At 65.5% G+C, this 14,970-nt stretch carries 17 protein-coding genes and 1 pseudogene; 15 read left to right on the plus strand and 3 right to left on the minus strand.

Annotation, left to right across the window (positions count from 1 at the left end):
- Positions 1-932, plus strand: a pseudogene (locus AAFP05_RS01005) (hypothetical protein); the annotation flags it as partial.
- 16 nt (positions 933-948) lie between these two features.
- On the opposite strand, the gene AAFP05_RS01010 reads toward AAFP05_RS01005, so the two are convergent.
- Together AAFP05_RS01010 and AAFP05_RS01015 are read right to left on the minus strand one after the other, a co-directional pair.
- Positions 949-1,467, minus strand: coding sequence for a histidine phosphatase family protein (locus tag AAFP05_RS01010; protein WP_341727987.1), 519 nt, complete (start codon positions 1,465-1,467; stop codon positions 949-951).
- 55 nt (positions 1,468-1,522) lie between these two features.
- Entirely contained in the window at positions 1,523-2,563 is a 1,041-nt protein-coding gene (locus tag AAFP05_RS01015) for a site-specific DNA-methyltransferase (RefSeq protein ID WP_341727988.1), read from the minus strand.
- Between the two features lie 114 nt (positions 2,564-2,677).
- On the opposite strand from AAFP05_RS01015, the gene AAFP05_RS01020 reads away from it, so the two are divergent.
- Genes AAFP05_RS01020 through AAFP05_RS01030 form a run of 3 tightly spaced genes read left to right on the plus strand, consistent with a single transcriptional unit; the run spans position 2,678 to position 5,485 of the window.
- The gene (locus AAFP05_RS01020; protein WP_341727989.1) at positions 2,678-2,971 is read left to right on the plus strand and encodes a FeoA family protein; all 294 of its coding nucleotides are present in this window, start codon (positions 2,678-2,680) and stop codon (positions 2,969-2,971) included.
- Positions 2,971-4,911: a ferrous iron transporter B gene (locus tag AAFP05_RS01025; protein WP_341727990.1), complete on the plus strand. Its 1,941-nt coding sequence runs from the start codon at positions 2,971-2,973 to the stop codon at positions 4,909-4,911. The genes AAFP05_RS01020 and AAFP05_RS01025 overlap by 1 nt, the downstream gene beginning before the upstream one ends.
- A 16-nt stretch (positions 4,912-4,927) precedes the next feature.
- Positions 4,928-5,485 (plus strand): NifU family protein, encoded by a 558-nt coding sequence (locus AAFP05_RS01030; RefSeq protein ID WP_341727991.1) that lies wholly within the window; start codon positions 4,928-4,930, stop codon positions 5,483-5,485.
- 30 nt (positions 5,486-5,515) lie between these two features.
- Here the strand turns inward: AAFP05_RS01030 and AAFP05_RS01035 are convergent, their stop codons facing one another.
- Positions 5,516-6,016: an inorganic diphosphatase gene (locus tag AAFP05_RS01035; RefSeq protein WP_341728003.1), complete on the minus strand. Its 501-nt coding sequence runs from the start codon at positions 6,014-6,016 to the stop codon at positions 5,516-5,518.
- 143 nt (positions 6,017-6,159) lie between these two features.
- Between AAFP05_RS01035 and dacB the strand changes: the two genes are divergently transcribed.
- The 11 genes from dacB to AAFP05_RS01090 form a co-directional block, all read left to right on the plus strand.
- Positions 6,160-7,581 carry a D-alanyl-D-alanine carboxypeptidase/D-alanyl-D-alanine-endopeptidase gene (dacB, locus tag AAFP05_RS01040; RefSeq protein WP_341727992.1) on the plus strand — a complete coding sequence of 474 codons (1,422 nt, stop codon included), beginning with the start codon at positions 6,160-6,162 and terminating at the stop codon, positions 7,579-7,581.
- Between the two features lie 14 nt (positions 7,582-7,595).
- Positions 7,596-8,621, plus strand: coding sequence for a zinc-dependent metalloprotease (locus AAFP05_RS01045; RefSeq protein ID WP_341727993.1), 1,026 nt, complete (start codon positions 7,596-7,598; stop codon positions 8,619-8,621).
- Positions 8,614-9,624 carry a tRNA lysidine(34) synthetase TilS gene (gene tilS, locus AAFP05_RS01050; protein ID WP_341727994.1) on the plus strand — a complete coding sequence of 337 codons (1,011 nt, stop codon included), beginning with the start codon at positions 8,614-8,616 and terminating at the stop codon, positions 9,622-9,624. Before AAFP05_RS01045 ends, tilS begins: the two co-directional genes overlap by 8 nt.
- Positions 9,625-10,176, plus strand: a complete 552-nt coding sequence (gene hpt, locus AAFP05_RS01055; protein ID WP_341727995.1) for a hypoxanthine phosphoribosyltransferase — start codon at positions 9,625-9,627, stop codon at positions 10,174-10,176.
- Positions 10,177-10,268: 92 nt separating this feature from the next.
- Entirely contained in the window at positions 10,269-11,249 is a 981-nt protein-coding gene (locus tag AAFP05_RS01060; protein WP_341727996.1) for a hypothetical protein, read from the plus strand.
- Positions 11,250-11,286: 37 nt separating this feature from the next.
- Positions 11,287-11,913, plus strand: coding sequence for a GTP cyclohydrolase I FolE (gene folE, locus AAFP05_RS01065; RefSeq protein ID WP_341727997.1), 627 nt, complete (start codon positions 11,287-11,289; stop codon positions 11,911-11,913).
- The gene (gene folP / locus AAFP05_RS01070; protein ID WP_341727998.1) at positions 11,910-12,707 is read left to right on the plus strand and encodes a dihydropteroate synthase; all 798 of its coding nucleotides are present in this window, start codon (positions 11,910-11,912) and stop codon (positions 12,705-12,707) included. Before folE ends, folP begins: the two co-directional genes overlap by 4 nt.
- Before the next feature lie 91 nt (positions 12,708-12,798).
- Positions 12,799-13,167 carry a dihydroneopterin aldolase gene (gene folB, locus AAFP05_RS01075; RefSeq protein WP_341727999.1) on the plus strand — a complete coding sequence of 123 codons (369 nt, stop codon included), beginning with the start codon at positions 12,799-12,801 and terminating at the stop codon, positions 13,165-13,167.
- Positions 13,160-13,714, plus strand: coding sequence for a 2-amino-4-hydroxy-6-hydroxymethyldihydropteridine diphosphokinase (gene folK / locus AAFP05_RS01080; protein WP_341728000.1), 555 nt, complete (start codon positions 13,160-13,162; stop codon positions 13,712-13,714). The genes folB and folK overlap by 8 nt, the downstream gene beginning before the upstream one ends.
- A gap of 78 nt (positions 13,715-13,792) precedes the next feature.
- Positions 13,793-14,119, plus strand: a complete 327-nt coding sequence (locus tag AAFP05_RS01085; RefSeq protein ID WP_341728001.1) for an Lsr2 family protein — start codon at positions 13,793-13,795, stop codon at positions 14,117-14,119.
- 195 nt (positions 14,120-14,314) lie between these two features.
- The coding region (locus tag AAFP05_RS01090) for a Clp protease N-terminal domain-containing protein (protein WP_341728002.1) at positions 14,315-14,970 on the plus strand (656 nt) is incomplete at its 3' end.

The following is a 14,970-nucleotide window of genomic DNA, read 5'->3' on the forward strand; positions in this document are numbered from 1 at the left end:
CGGCAGCTGCCACCCCCAGCGCGCCGGCCGCAACACCTGCCGCGCCCAAGACCCGACCGGTAGCAACACCTGCCACCGCCAACGCGCCGGCCGCAACACCTGCCGCGCCCAAGACCCGACCGGTAGCGGTCGCCGCCACCCCCGTCGAGGCCGTTCCAGCGCCCCGACCGGCACCGCAACCCACCCCGGCCCAAGTCGCGCCGGCGTCTCAGGCCGTGTCACAAGCCGTCACCACCAAGCCTGTCCGCAGTGGCGCGACCCGGGCCCCTCGTCCACAACCACCTGCGCCGCCGGTCGTCGAGCAGCAGCGGATCATGGTTTCGGCCGACCGGGCCTCCGACGAGCTGAGTCTGTGGGACGACTACGGGATGGCGGAGGAAGCCGAACCAACGCCGGTCGCCCCGGGCATCGGCAACCGTGATCAGGTCAACCACCTGCTGGGACTCAGCGCTGTGCCTGCTGCCAAGGTGCTGTCGGCGGTTGTGGTTCTCGGCGCCACAGCGCTCGTTCTGCTCGTTCTAGTCGGACGTCTGCTGACCCTCGATTCGCTGATCGTCGCTCGTACCGAGGATCAGGCCGCCAGTACACCGAGCGTCAGCGCCGAGCCTGCACCTGTGGAACCGGAGCCGAGCGTGGAAGACACGCCCGTGATCGCCCCGACACCGTCCAAAGTCACTCCGTCGATGCAGCCTGGCGCCAAGGAGTGCAATCCCGGAGTCTGGGCCGGATCGCAGACCTCGTGCGTGCTCGCCAACGAGGTCGGATCGCAGATCAAGACGGACATGACCGGATCGGTGACCGTCGAGGCTTTCAGTTCATCGTCCAACCGCAACTACCGGTTGGAGTGCATCGCCGACAGCGGAATCAGCTGCACGGGTCTCGACGGTGTCGAGGGCCTCTTCATCTGGATCGTCGCAACCAACGAGCCGTGAGGCCGGCGCTTTCGGCTCAGAGCTCGCGGTGCGGGCGCTGGACGTCTGCCAACCGGGCGCCTTCATCGGAGTCGGCCAGTGCAGACCAAGCGACATCGACAGTGAACTCCGTGAATGCCGACGTCGGGAACCAGCAGCCGATCTGATCGGCTTCGCGCGGTGCGGACGCCCAGGCGAGTTCGGCGGCGAGACCGGGGATGCCTGGCGAGTGCCCGATGACCAGCAGCGATGAAATGTCGTCAGTGATCTCGCTGATGCGCTGCCTGATCAGGTCGGACGACCCGAGGTAGAGAGCCTCCATGTATTCCACCGGCACCGGCCCGCCGCCGGGGGCGCGCAGGAAGAGACCCTGATAGGTCTGGCGGGTGCGAACCGATGACGAGCAGAGCACCAGCTGAATGCCGCGGTCGGCCAGCTCCAAACCGGCTTCTCTGGCCTGCTCGCGGCCCCGCGGTGCCAACTCGCGGCCGACATCGCTGATCAGACCGTGAGACTCGGCTTTGGCGTGGCGCATGAGGAAGAGCGTGCGACTCATGGCTGAACTCTAATCGTCTTTGCGCGTCCCCGGTTGCACCATCGGACGAATGGCATCAGTCTGCGACCGCGACCACCAGATCGCGGACGATCGACGAGTCAACGCGGTGTTCGAAATTCAGCCAGGGTCCCTCGTCCAAGCCATGCAATCCGGTCTCGGCGAGCATCTCCAGCAGCTCGGCCCGTGACAGTGTATAGGTATTCCACGCGATCCCCAGCGCTCCGCCCGCCTTCAACTGGCTGCGCCAGACCGGGATGGCCTCGCTCAGCAACCCCTGCGGCGAGCGGTCCCTGCCGTTCTGGTGTCCTTGGGTGTTCTGCCGGCCCTGGCCGCGATGCTCGGCGCCGTGCACAATCCCATAGGGAGCATCGGTGACGATCGCGTCGAAGCGTTTGCGCCCGAACAGGGCGGCCGCGTCCCGGGTGTCGCCGGTGAAGACAGTCATCTTGAGCCGAGGCTGACCGGGCCGGGCCGAACGGTCCCGGGTCGCCTCGTCGAGCCTGGCCTCCGCGTCCAAGCGGCGACCGATCGATCGTCCGTCTCGGCGCACCGGTGTGACCTGGACGGAATGCTTGATCCGCTTCGCACGCAAGTAGGTCTTCAGATAGCTGACCAGGGCGTCGAAAGCCTTCTCGTCGGTTTCCACGCCGTAACCGTGCTGGCCGGCCTGCCAGGCGGCCAACAGCGTGGTGCCGCGTCCGGCCAGCGGATCCAGCACCTCCAGCGGTCCGGGCCGCGCGACCTGGCTGAGCGTCAGATGCAGCAGCAACCGGGTGAACGCCTCATTCGTCTTACCCGGATACTTCGGAATGGTGACCAGATCGTCGTCCAATACCCGCAGCTCAGGCAACTCCAGCGGACGAAGCCAACCGCCGTTCTCCTCGAAGCAGGCCAATAGCGACGACTGCCCGGCAAGCACCAACTCGTCCGGATCGTCCGCGCTGAATCGCAGGGCGTCTGCCCCGCCGACTGTGGTCGGCTCGATGGCAGTGACGAAAGGCGCGGTGACTTCGAGCTCCGCCGCCGCCAGCGCGGGGGTCGCCTGGCGGTAGACGTGATTGGCAGCGGGGTTCAACAGCATTCGGTACTCGGGCACGGCCCCATCGTCCCATGGGTCACGGCGCGGTGGCCATCTCGTGACCGAGTCGATGTCGCACGCAGGCGTTGCCCCGTGAAGACGGAGAAATTAGGCGATGCTAGCCTGAGCATTGTGACTTCGATCGCGACGCAATTGACCAGGCGCAGCGTCAATATCTGCACCGACAGCTGCTGTCGGCCCATGGGGCAGATGGCCTGCGGCGAGTGCGGCGTCATCGCGGGCTTCGCCGAGCAGACGGATATGGCCATCAGCCGTCGGCTGTTCGACCTGGGCTTCGCCGAAGGTGTGCAGGTCGAGTTGGTGCGTCGGGCTCCGCTGCGCGACCCTGTGATGTTCCGGATCGGCAGTTCACAGATGCTGCTGCGCACCGAAGAGGCGAATCGGATTCTGGTGAGAATCAGCTGATGTCGTGTCATGACCCAGCAGCGTCGACGGATACCGTCGTTGACGGCCGCCGCATTGCGTTGCTCGGCAATCCCAACGCCGGGAAGTCGACGCTCTTCAATGCGCTGAGCGGTCTCAACGTCAAGGTCGCGAACTATCCGGGCGTGACCGTCAGCAAGACCGTCGGCTCGGTCAAGGCGGCGGGGCGCAGCTTCATCGTCGAAGACCTACCGGGCTCGTATTCTCTCGAGCCGATCAGTCCCGACGAGCAGGTGGTCGCGTCAGCCCTCGATGCCGACAGCGGCGATCGTCCCGACGGACTGCTGGTAGTCATGGACGCCACCAGCTTGGAACGTTCTTTGGGTCTGCTTGCTCAGGCGCAGCAGTTGGGGTTACCGATCCTGGCCGTGCTCACCTTCAACGACGAGCTGGTTCGGCGCCATGGTTCGCTCGATCCGGTGAAGCTCGCGTCGGCGGTCGGAGCACCCGTGGTGGTCGTCACCGGCGGCAACCGGGCACAGCTGAACGACCTCAAGAACGCGCTGGCCGAACTCGATCAGTGGAGTGCGCCGGTCATTCCACCGCCGGCCGACGATGGCCCGCAGCTACGGGGCTGGATCTCCTCGGTGCTCCACAGCGCCGGCTACCGGCCACCGGCCGTGGATGGTCGCACCCAGCGCATCGACGCAGTACTGCTGCATCCGGTTGTCGGCACCTTGATCTTTCTCGTCACGATGATCGCGTTCTTCCAGGTGATCTTCGTCCTAGCCGCCCCGATGCAAGGTGGCATCGAGACCTTCTTCGCCTGGTTGGCGGGCCTTGTCAGAGCGCATATCGGGATCGGCTGGTTGGCGGCATTGCTGGCCGACGGCGTCATCGGCGGCGCCGGCTCGGTACTGGTCTTCCTGCCACAGATCGGGTTGCTCTTCGCCATGATCGCGCTGCTCGAGTCGAGCGGCTATATGTCGCGGGTCGCTTTCCTGATGGACCGGGTGATGGGTTACGTCGGCCTGGAGGGACGCGCCTTCGTCGCGATGCTGTCGTCGCTGGCCTGCGCGGTGCCCGGCATCATGTCGACCCGGACGCTGCCGTCGTCGCGCGACCGGATCGCCACGATGATGACCGCGCCCTTGATGACATGTTCGGCGCGGCTGCCCGTCTACACGTTGTTGATAGCGATGCTGGTCCCCTCCGGCTCGCATCTGGGCTTCCTCGGCATGCAGGGTCTCGTGATGTTCGGGATGTACCTGCTCGGGGTGGCCGGCACGATGGCTGCCGCCTGGGTCTTCAAGCGCCTTCTCGGAGGTAAGGGCACCACGCTGCCGTTCTACATGGAAATGCCGAGCTACCGCGTCCCCAGACCGGGCGAGGTTGGACATGCCATCTGGGATGCCTGTACCGGCTTCGTCCGTCGGGTAGGCGGCATCATCTTGATTCTCTCGCTGGCCTTGTGGGCGCTGCTCTCGCTGCCGGTGATCGGCAATGAGCAGCTGAGCGCCGCAGGCGTCGATGTGAGCGACGAGGTCGCTGTGGCCACGTATCAGATCGACCATTCTGTGGCGGCCACCGTCGGAAAGACCATTCAGCCTGTCTTCGAGCCGCTCGGCTTCGACTGGCGCATCACCGTAGGCCTGCTCGGCGCCATGGGCGCCCGCGAGGTCTTCGTGGCCACGCTCGGTCAAGTCGCCTCGGCTCAGGACCCGGACAACCCGGGTGTCGATCTGAGCCAGCTGGTCTGGCTGTCGGGTCCTCATGAGGGCACCCCGCTGTTCACCGCTGCGGTGACAGCGGCTTTGCTGGTCTACTTCGCCTTCGCATTGCAGTGCACGTCAACCATCGCGGTGCTGCGCAAGGAGTCCGGTTCGTGGAAATGGCCAGCGATAGCCTTCGGCTATATGACCGCGCTCGCCTGGATCAGTGCGTTCGTCACCAGGCTCATCGTCGCTGCACTGGGCGGCTGAGGCACGGCGACCAGGAATGAGTGCGCCGGGGTTTCATGCGGAAGCAATCGGATCCGATGCCACCGCGATGCGGTGGGTGTTTCCTGATGGTCTGCCTGCTTGCGGACGACTGGTCGGCGCCCCCGCAGAGCTGGGTCGAATGATCGCCCCCGGTGGGTTGATCGTCCGTGCCGTGGTGGAACGCCGGGCGCTGTGGACCTGGCTGGCTCAGCCCAGCTGGAAACTTCACGGGATTGCCGTGCGCCAGGCCATCTATGCCGCCGCGGACCGGTTGGATCAGTGGCAGATCGAACCGGACGACGAGGTACTCGGCGTGGTCGCCGCAGACACCATCGACCGGACGCTGGCGCAGTTCATCGCTTCCCACGGCGGCCGGATCGTATTGAAGCGGGCTGAACACGGCGACGTCGACGTGCAGTTGAGCGGTTCGTGTGCCCATTGCCCTGCTGCCGGGCTGACAATGCATGGTCGGATCGAGCACGAGATCCGCGAACGGATCGGGGAGCAGGTGGTCGTGAGGGCCGTCGACGCCGGTCATCACCGCCGCCGCTCCGTGCCTGAGGTCCAGCGCTGACACAGTGCAGCGTTGGACCTCAGCGTGGCATCAGTGCAAGTCAACCTTCTTGTGCTCGTAGGTCGTGCCCTTGGCACGCTGGATCGAGCGGCGCACCTCTTCTTCGGCGGCCTCGCGGCCGACCCAGCTCGCGCCTTCGACGCTCTTGCCGGGCTCCAGGTCTTTGTAGACCGTGAAGAAGTGTTCGATCTCCAGCAGCATGTACTGCGGGATCGTGTCCAGATCGTCCAGGTAGTTGCGGCGGGTGTCGGCGGTCGGGATGCACAGCACCTTTGCGTCGCCGCCCATCTCGTCTTGCATCTGGAACATAGCGACTGCGCGGCACTCGATCAGGCAACCCGGGAAGGTCTGCTCGGCCACGATCACCATCGCGTCCAGCGGGTCACCGTCCTCACCGAGGGTGCCCTCGACGAAACCGTAATCGTAGGGATACTGAGTAGAGGTGAACAACGTGCGGTCCAAACGGATACGCCCGGTGGAGTGATCCATCTCGTACTTGTTCTTCGTGCCGCGGGGAATCTCAACCGTCATGTCGAACGTGATGCCGACACGAGGCTCCACGTCGTTGCTGTCCCGGAAGTCGTCGATCACCGAAAACCGTCCTTAAACTGGAAACGTCCCACGCCAGAAACTGGGAATGTCATTCACTAGGTTATAGGTTCGAAAGGAGTCAGGTGGCGAAGAACTCCGGACAGACCCGGCGAATGCGGCTCCCACTGTGGACGGGTTGGCTGGTCTGGGCATGCACCGTCGCGTTATTGGTGGCCGCGGCCGCCTTCGCGGCCGGCCCCCTGGCCCGCGCTCAGGGCTGGCGGGTCGACGGGGGCGACCCGAGCCTCGACCCGCAGATCATCGCTGGCATCCAGGACGCGCCAGCAGGAAACGGTGTGATCGGTCAGGCGAGCGAGCCCGTCTATCAAGGCGTCGATGCCCAGCAGGTGGCTGCCGTGCTGGCCGCCAACCAGCCCACGTTGCCGGGCAGCTACGGGGGTGCGATCGCCGATCTGGACGGCAACGGGTTGAGCTTCGAGTCCGATGCACACACGCCGCTCGCGCCGGCCTCCACCCTCAAGGTGATGACTGCGACAGCGATAATTGATGCGCTGGGCGCCGAGCACCGCTTCACGACATCGGTGGTAATGACATCCCCGAACGCGATCGTGCTGGTCGGCGGCGGCGACCCGTTGTTGGCGTCGACTGCTACCAGCTACGGCGCGTCTGCGACCATCGAGCTACCCAACACGGCCGATCTGGCACGAAGAACGGCGGCAGCCCTCAAAGCCCAGGGCATCGCTCAGGTCAGCGTGGGTTACGACGACTCACTTTTCGGTGGTGCGGTCTGGCATGCCGACTGGCCCCAGGGCGATCGACAATTCGTCGCGCCCATCAGCGCCCTGACCGTGGACGAGGGGGCCGGCGCGCCGGGCACATCGTCGGGTTCACAGGCAGCAGCCCAGACCTTCGCCGATCAGTTGCGTGCCGAGGGTATCGAGGTCAACGGTGAGGTCGCCGCAGCATCGGGGTCGGGCGGCAGCGAACTGGCCGGCGTTGACTCTGCTCCGCTCGGCCTGCTCGTTCAGGAGATGCTGACTCATTCGGACAATTTCATCGCCGAAGTGTTGCTGCGGCAGTTGGCGATCGGCGAGGGCCAGCCCGGCAGTTTCGAAGGGGGCACCGCGGCATTGACCACCAGCCTCACCGAGCTGGGATTGTGGGACGACGGCCAGCTGATCGCCGACGGTTCCGGGCTGTCGAACAACAACAGGATCACCCCGGCCGCGCTCGTCGCGGCGTTGCAGCAGGCTGCTGCCCGCCCGGAACGCAGCGCGGTGCTCGCCGGGCTGCCGGTGGCCGCGTCCACCGGGACGCTGGGCACCCGGTTCGCGGACGAGCAGAGCGCTGCTGCGCGTGGACTGGTCAGGGCGAAGACCGGAACACTCGACGGCGTCTCGTCGCTGGCCGGATTTACGCCCACCAGCGACGGATCACTGGTCGCGTTCGCCTTCATCGGCAACGGGCTGCCGACCGATCAGGATGTCCGCACCTGGTTCGACCATGTCGCGGCTGCGCTGGCCGGCTGCAACTGCGCCGCGTGAATACCCTGGAGACCATGACTTCGCTGCCGTGGATCGATTGGGACGTCGCCGCACAGACCGGACGACGGCTGGTGGCTCCCGGCGCGCGCGGCAGCCGCACCGAGCGCGAGCAGTTGGTGGCCGAGTTGCGGGCAGATGCCAGGCGGACGGCCGAGGCGATAGTCGAAACCACCAGGCTCCCGCACGCGGGCGAAGCCAGGGAACTGATCGTCGACCGGGCCACAATCGTGCGGGCGAACGCCCTCACCGCACAACAGATGCTGGCACCGCTCACCGGAGCCAGGCCCGCCAACCCGGTGGCGGCCGCGGCCGGTCTGACACGTGGCGCGAGCATCGGGGTCGTGCTCGGGATGCTCGGTGGCCGGATCCTCGGCCAATACGATCCGTTCGGTGCTCAGCCCACGCTCTATCTCGTGGCCCCGACGATCATGGCGGTCGAGCAGCAGCTCAAGGTGCCGCCCGCGGACTTCCGGATGTGGGTGGTCCTGCACGAGCAAACCCACCGCGTCCAATTCGCCAACGCCAGCTGGCTGCCCAGCTACATAGCAGAGCGCACCCGGGCGATCGCCGACGCCGAGGACGAGGCGATCTGGGATGATCTGCCGGCCCGGCTTCACCAGATCCGCGCCGACCGCCGCGAGAAGCGCCCGGCGAGCATGCGGGTGTTGAACGCGTTCTCGTCCCAGGCAACTGTGACCGCGCTGGCTCAGGTCAATGCCGCGATGTCCCTGCTGGAAGGGCATGCCGATGTGATGATGGACCGCAGCGGCAGACGGCTGATGTCATCGGTCGCGACGATTCGCGCCAGATTCCAGAACCGGCGTTCACCGAGCGGCATCCCCGCACTGCTCAACAAGCTGATGGGCATGGACGCCAAACTCGCCCAGTATGCCGAGGGAGCCGCGTTCTGCCGCCGGGTGATCCGCATCGGTGGCGTGGAACTGTTGAACGAGGCGTTCAGCGGGCCGGATGCCCTTCCTTCGATGGACGAACTGCTGCACCCCGACCGGTGGTGCGAACGCATGGCGGGCAATGGCTAGGCGCGCACTGGGCCCGGCGGGCCTGCAGATCGTCCAGGCGGTCCGTGCGGTGCTGCCCGCCGATGATAGGCCGGTGGTGGTGGCCTGCTCCGGAGGGGCCGACTCGATGGCGGTGGCGCGCGCGGTGGCCCAGCTTGCCAGGAGTGGCGGCAGTCGACCGCCGGTGGCAAGTGCGGTGGTGATCGACCACGGTTTGCAGGCCGGCTCGGCCGAGGTGGCCTTGCGCGTGGCTGAACGGCTCCAGGCGATCGGTGTGGAGGTCAGGATCCGCCGCGTGCAGGTGGCCGCCGATTCGGCGGACGGCCTGGAGGCTGCCGCCCGCCGGGCCCGCTATGCCGCGCTGTGCGAGCTTGCCGGGCCGGAATCGCTCGTCCTGCTCGGCCACACATTGGACGACCAGGCCGAGACAGTGCTGCTCGGCCTTGCCAGGGGATCGGGGACTCGTTCGTTGGCGGGGATGCCGGCGGCCTTCGGTGCCGGCCCGCGATTTCTTCGTCCGCTGCTCGGGGTGCGCAGGACGACGACTGCACAAGCCTGCCGCGAGTGGGGACTCGACATCTGGTCGGATCCGCAGAACGACGATCCGAGCTTCGCCCGGGTGCGGGTGCGGCGCAACGTGCTGCCGATGCTGGAAGCCGAACTCGGGCCCGGCATCGCCGAGGCACTCGCACGTACCGCGGCGATCGCCCGGCAGGACGCGGACGCGCTCGATGAGATCGCGGCGCCGCTGCTGCCCGCAGTCGGTGAGGGGCTCGCGGTCAGTGTGCTGCGCGGTACGCCCGAGGCGATCTCCGCACGGGTCTTGCGCGGCTGGCTGATCGCCGGCGGCGTGGACCAGCCGTCATACGCCCACCTGCGAGCAGTACAGGCATTGGTGAACGATTGGCATGGTCAGGCAGGCATCGACCTGCCCGGCGGTTTCCGGGTGACGCGCGTCGAGGGCGTCCTGCGTCTCGGCCGGACGCCGCACATCGTCGGCGGAGCGGGCGCTAGGATCTGCTGAGTGGACGCCGCAGATATTACCGAAGATCTTGCACACGTATTGTTGACCTCGCAGCAGGTCCAAGACAGAATCGCCGAGTTGGCAGCACAAATCGATGCGGAATATGTTGGCCGCGAACTCTTGATGGTGGGTGTCCTCAATGGCGCCATGATGGTCATGTCCGACCTGACCCGTGCCATGAAGTCACACTGTCGCATCGATTGGATGGCTATTTCCTCATACGGGTCGGGCACGCAGAGCTCCGGGGTGGTGCGTATTCTCAAGGACCTCACCACCGATATCACCGGACGCGACGTGTTGATCGTCGAAGACATCATCGACACCGGCCTGACATTGAGCTACCTGATCCAGAATTTGCGGTCGCGCGAGCCCGCGAGCATTGAGGTCATGACGATGTTCCGCAAACCGGACGCCATCACCTCGGCAGTCGATGTGCGCTATATCGGCTTCGACATTCCCACCGAATTCGTCGTCGGTTACGGACTTGACTACGACGGTCGCTATCGGAACCTGACCGACGTGGCGACGCTGGCACCACACGTCTATTCGTGACGCAGATGCTGGTCTGAGAGTAGCCGGTCGATGGGCCGGGCATCGCTAGGCTTTCCTTACCCGCCGTGCGGCCCGAATGAGCGAAGGACGACATGTCGAATCAGAACTATGGCCCGGACGGCCAGCCCACAGGCGCTCCGCAGGGACAGCAGCCGCCGCCACTGCCCAACCGGGGTGGGTCAGGCTACTCGTCCCAGTACCCGGGCAGTGCCGGCTGGAGCGCTCAGAACACCGGCGCACAGCCCCCCGGCCAGGCCGATGGGCAAAGCGGATATCCATCGTCGGGCCCATACCCGGCAGAGGCGGGTGGTCAGTACGCGTCGGGCCCGTCCGGCCAGCCGAACTTCGGTGGCCACGGGCAGCAGCCACCGGGATCTGGTCAGCCGTACTACGGCGCAGGCGGTCCTCCTGGTGGCCAGTTTCCGCCGGCGCCTCCGGCCGGCAAGGGTGGTAAGGGCAAGTGGATCGCAATAGGCGCCATTCTCCTGATCCTCGCGATCGCTGCGGCGTGGGCGCTGACGCGGCTCAACGGCGACCCGACGTCCCCGGTGTCCGTTGAGACGCAAGGCGGGGCTTCGGCGCCGACTGTGCCGAGCGCCCCGGCCACCGGTGGCACGCAGATCGACGAGCTCGAAGTGGGCCAGTGCATCCAGTTTGTCGAGGTCCCTGGTGCCACGCCGAACGCGGACGGCAGCATCTCGTCCAGCCATCAGGTCGTCGACTGCCATCTGGCAGGCCAGTTCAAGTGGCAGGTCGCAACGGTGACCAACGGGCCCAGCGAATGCCCGACGAGTGACTATATGAGGTACTACCAGACCGGTTATCTCGGCAGTCAGTTCACCAATTTGAGCATTTGCGTCTCACCGGTTTTCGATATCGGCGTCTGCTATTCGGACGATCCTGTCACCGGCGACTGGGTTGAGGCCGCCTGTACCGATCCGAATGCATACTTCAAGATCGAGAACGAACTGACCGGTACGGATGCCTCGGCCTGCTCCCTGCCCGATTACGCAATGTCGCTTCCGGATCCTGCACCGGGCAAGGTCTACTGCCTAGTCGATGCCTTGGCCTGAGTAGGATTGGGCAGTCTGCGCGAACCGAGAGGAAGATATGGCCGACTCGAAGAGGAAACCCCGCCGGGCCGTCAAGGAACCCACCGATCCGACGCCGGTCTATGACGCGGACCGGGTGGAGGCCGCGATCAGGGAGTTCCTGCTTGGTATCGGTGAAGATCCCGACCGCGAAGGATTGCAGGAGACCCCGGCTCGCGTCGCGCGGGCGTGCGCGGAGATCTTCGCGGGCCTCGGCCAGCAGCCCGAGGAGGTACTGTCGACCACTTTCGACGCCTCCCACGATGAGATGGTGCTCGTCCGCGACATCGAGGTGCAGAGCTTCTGCGAGCATCATCTGCTGCCGTTTCACGGTCTCGCCCACGTCGCATATATCCCGCCCGAATCCGGGCGCGTGACCGGGCTGAGCAAGATCGCCCGGCTGGTCGACGTCTATGCGAAGCGCCCCCAGGTGCAGGAGCGGCTGACCACTCAGATCGCTGACGCGCTGGTCGAGCACCTGCATGCGCGCGGTGTGCTGGTGGTCATCGACTGCGAGCACATGTGCATGACCATGCGCGGCGTCCGAAAGCCCGGTAGCCGGACGACCACCTCGGCCGTGCGTGGCCAGTTGCGCGATGCGGCGACGCGCGCCGAGGCGATGAGTCTGATCGTCCAAGGACGATGACCGGTCGCACCCTGGTGATGGGGGTCGTCAACGTCACCCCCGACTCCTTTTCGGACGGCGGCCTGTGGCTGAACGCCGAGGACGCGATCATGCACGGCAAGGAACTGATCGCCCAAGGCGCCGATCTTCTCGACATCGGCGGCGAATCCACGCGTCCCGGTGCCGTGCGTCCGCCAGCGGACGAGGAACTGCGCCGGGTTCTGCCAGTGGTGCGGGGGCTGGCCGGACGCGTGCCGATCAGCGTCGACACCATGCGAGCGCAGACCGCCGCCTGTGCGGTGGAGGCCGGCGCACAGATCATCAACGATGTGTCGGGCGGGCTGGCGGATCCGCAGATGCTGCGGGTGGTCTCCGAGACCGGCGTCGACTACGTCTGCCAGCACTGGCGCGGGCACGGTGCGGTGATGAACGATCTGGCCACCTACACCGACGTGGTTCCCGAGGTGGTCGCCGAGTTGAGAGCGCGCCTGCGGGCCTGCGCGGACGCTGGTATCGACCCGGCCAAGGTGATCGTCGACCCCGGGCTGGGGTTCGCCAAGACCGCCGATCAGGATTGGGCGCTGCTGGCCCACCTGCACGCGTTCACGGCGCTGGGCCACCGGGTGCTGATCGGCGCGTCCCGCAAGCGCTTCCTCGGGCATCTGCTGTCGGGTCGCGAACCGATGGGCAGGGACGCGGCAACGGCTGCGGTGTCGGTGATCTGCGCGCAGCAGGGCGTCTGGGCCGTCCGGACCCACGAGGTCCGCGGGCAGCGCGACGCGATCGCGGTCGTGGAGCGCATCCACCGTTCGTGATAGCCCGGCATCCCGAATGGGCGTCAGACCATGGTCGCAGGATCGGACGAACTCTGCCAAGGTGTTTAATTCGACCGGTAGCCTCGGGCGCATGGACAAGGAACGACTCGCGACGATTACGCTGACGGGCCTGCGCGGGTGGGGGTATCACGGTGTGCTCGCCTCGGAGCGGGCCCGCGGTCAGGAGTTCATCGTCGATCTTGAGATCGAACTCGATATACCCACCGACGATGACATTGGCGCTACCGTCGATTACGGAGCGTTGGCGACGAAGGTGGCGGGCATTGTCGAAGGCGAGGCAGTGAATCTGATTGAGACACTGGCAAGCGCAATCGCTTCGTCCGTGCTGGAAGGCGAGCGCATCCGGTCGACAACGGTGACCGTTCACAAACCTCACGCCCCGATCGCGGTCCCATTCAGCGATGTGGCCGTGACGATTTCGAGGAGGAAGCATGCCTGAGATCTTTTCGCTTGATGTCGATACACTGGGCGATCTCAAACCACTCAACCAAGTCGTCTTCAGTCTTGGGTCTAATCAAGGCGATTCGATCGAGATTCTGCAAGCGGCTGTGGATCGGCTAGCGGAAACGCCTAATCTCATCATGGTCGATGTCTCGTCGGTGTATCGTACGACTCCGGTCGATAATGTCGATCAGCCCGACTTCTTGAACATCGTGGTAATCGCAGATTCAACGCTCGAGCCGTTGACGCTGCTACAGCGTTGTCAGGCGATCGAAGATGCATACGGACGCGTGCGCGACCCGGGCAATCCCCATGGCCCGCGGACCCTGGATATCGATCTGATCCAGGTGGGAAGTAGGTCCGCCGATTCCGAAGAATTGATCTTGCCTCATCCCCGCGCCCAGCAGCGCGCGTTTGTTCTGGTTCCTTGGCTGGAAATTGATCGCCGCGCCGCGCTCCCGGCGGGATCGGTGGACGACCTGGTGGCCACCATGGATACGTCGGGGGTATCCAGACTGCGAGACGTTTCCATAATCAAATCGTGATAGGGCTTGCAATTCAGCTATAGTTGCGCTGAAATTATAGGGAGCGTGGAAACGCATCGCCCACACCTAGGAGAAGATATGGCACAGCGCGTTGAGATTATTCTCATCGATGACATCGACGAAACTCCCGCCAACGAAAAGGTTCGCTTCGGGCTGGACGGCATCAACTACGAGATTGATCTCTCGGCCGACAATGCGGCCGCGCTCCGCGAGTCGCTCGCGGCTTATATTGGCGCCGGCCGTCGTGTCAGGGGACAGCGCAATACTCGTTCGGCAGGTTCGACCGCAGCGGGCGCTTCGCCCGCCGAGATTCGGGCCTGGGCGGCCGAGAACGGCTATGAGGTCAGCGCCCGCGGCCGCGTGCCGGCAGAGGTTCGCGCTGCCTTTGAGGCGGCCAACAACTGAGGTCCACGGTCAAGCCCTAGGCGAACGCTGGAAGATCGCCCTGGGGCACGTGGTTTTAGGGAGTGTCAGCCGATGCCGGACCATCCGCGACAGCGGGGCTCATGGTCGGGGATTGGGAGGCACTCCCTAAACTGTTTGTAACTCGCCAGGCAGCTGGCGGGTCTGAGGCTCATCAGAGCCAACCAGAGGAGTCGAATGTTCGAGCGTTTCACTGATCGCGCGCGCCGAGTTGTGGTCCTGGCCCAAGATGAGGCCAAGATGCTCAACCACAACTACATCGGCACAGAGCACATTCTGCTCGGCCTGATCCATGAAGGTGAAGGCGTGGCCGCCAAGGCACTCGAGCAGATGGGCATCTCGCTGGAGGCTGTCCGCGAGCAGGTTGAAGAGATCATTGGTCACGGCCAGACGCAGCCGACCGGCCATATTCCGTTCACCCCCCGCGCCAAGAAGGTGCTGGAGTTGTCGCTGCGCGAGGCGCTGCAGATCAACCACCCCTACATCGGCACCGAGCACATCCTGCTCGGCCTGATTCGTGAGGGCGAGGGCGTGGCAGCCCAGGTGCTGATCAAGCTCGGCGCTGACCTGAACAGGGTCCGCAATACCGTTCTGCAGTTGCTCAGCGGCTACCAGGGCACGTCGTCCGAGGGTCAGCCGATAACCTCCGGTGCCCCCGAGATGGGTGAATCGCCCCGCGGTAACGCCACCGTGCTCGATCAGTTCGGCCGTAACCTGACCCAGGCTGCGCGCGAGAACCGTCTCGATCCGGTGATCGGACGCCAGACCGAGGTCGACCGCGTGATGACCGTGCTGAGCCGGCGCACCAAGAACAATCCGGTGCTGATCGGCGA

The organism is Brooklawnia sp., from assembly GCF_032229645.1.
Taxonomy (GTDB): Bacteria; Actinomycetota; Actinomycetes; order Propionibacteriales; family Propionibacteriaceae; genus Brooklawnia.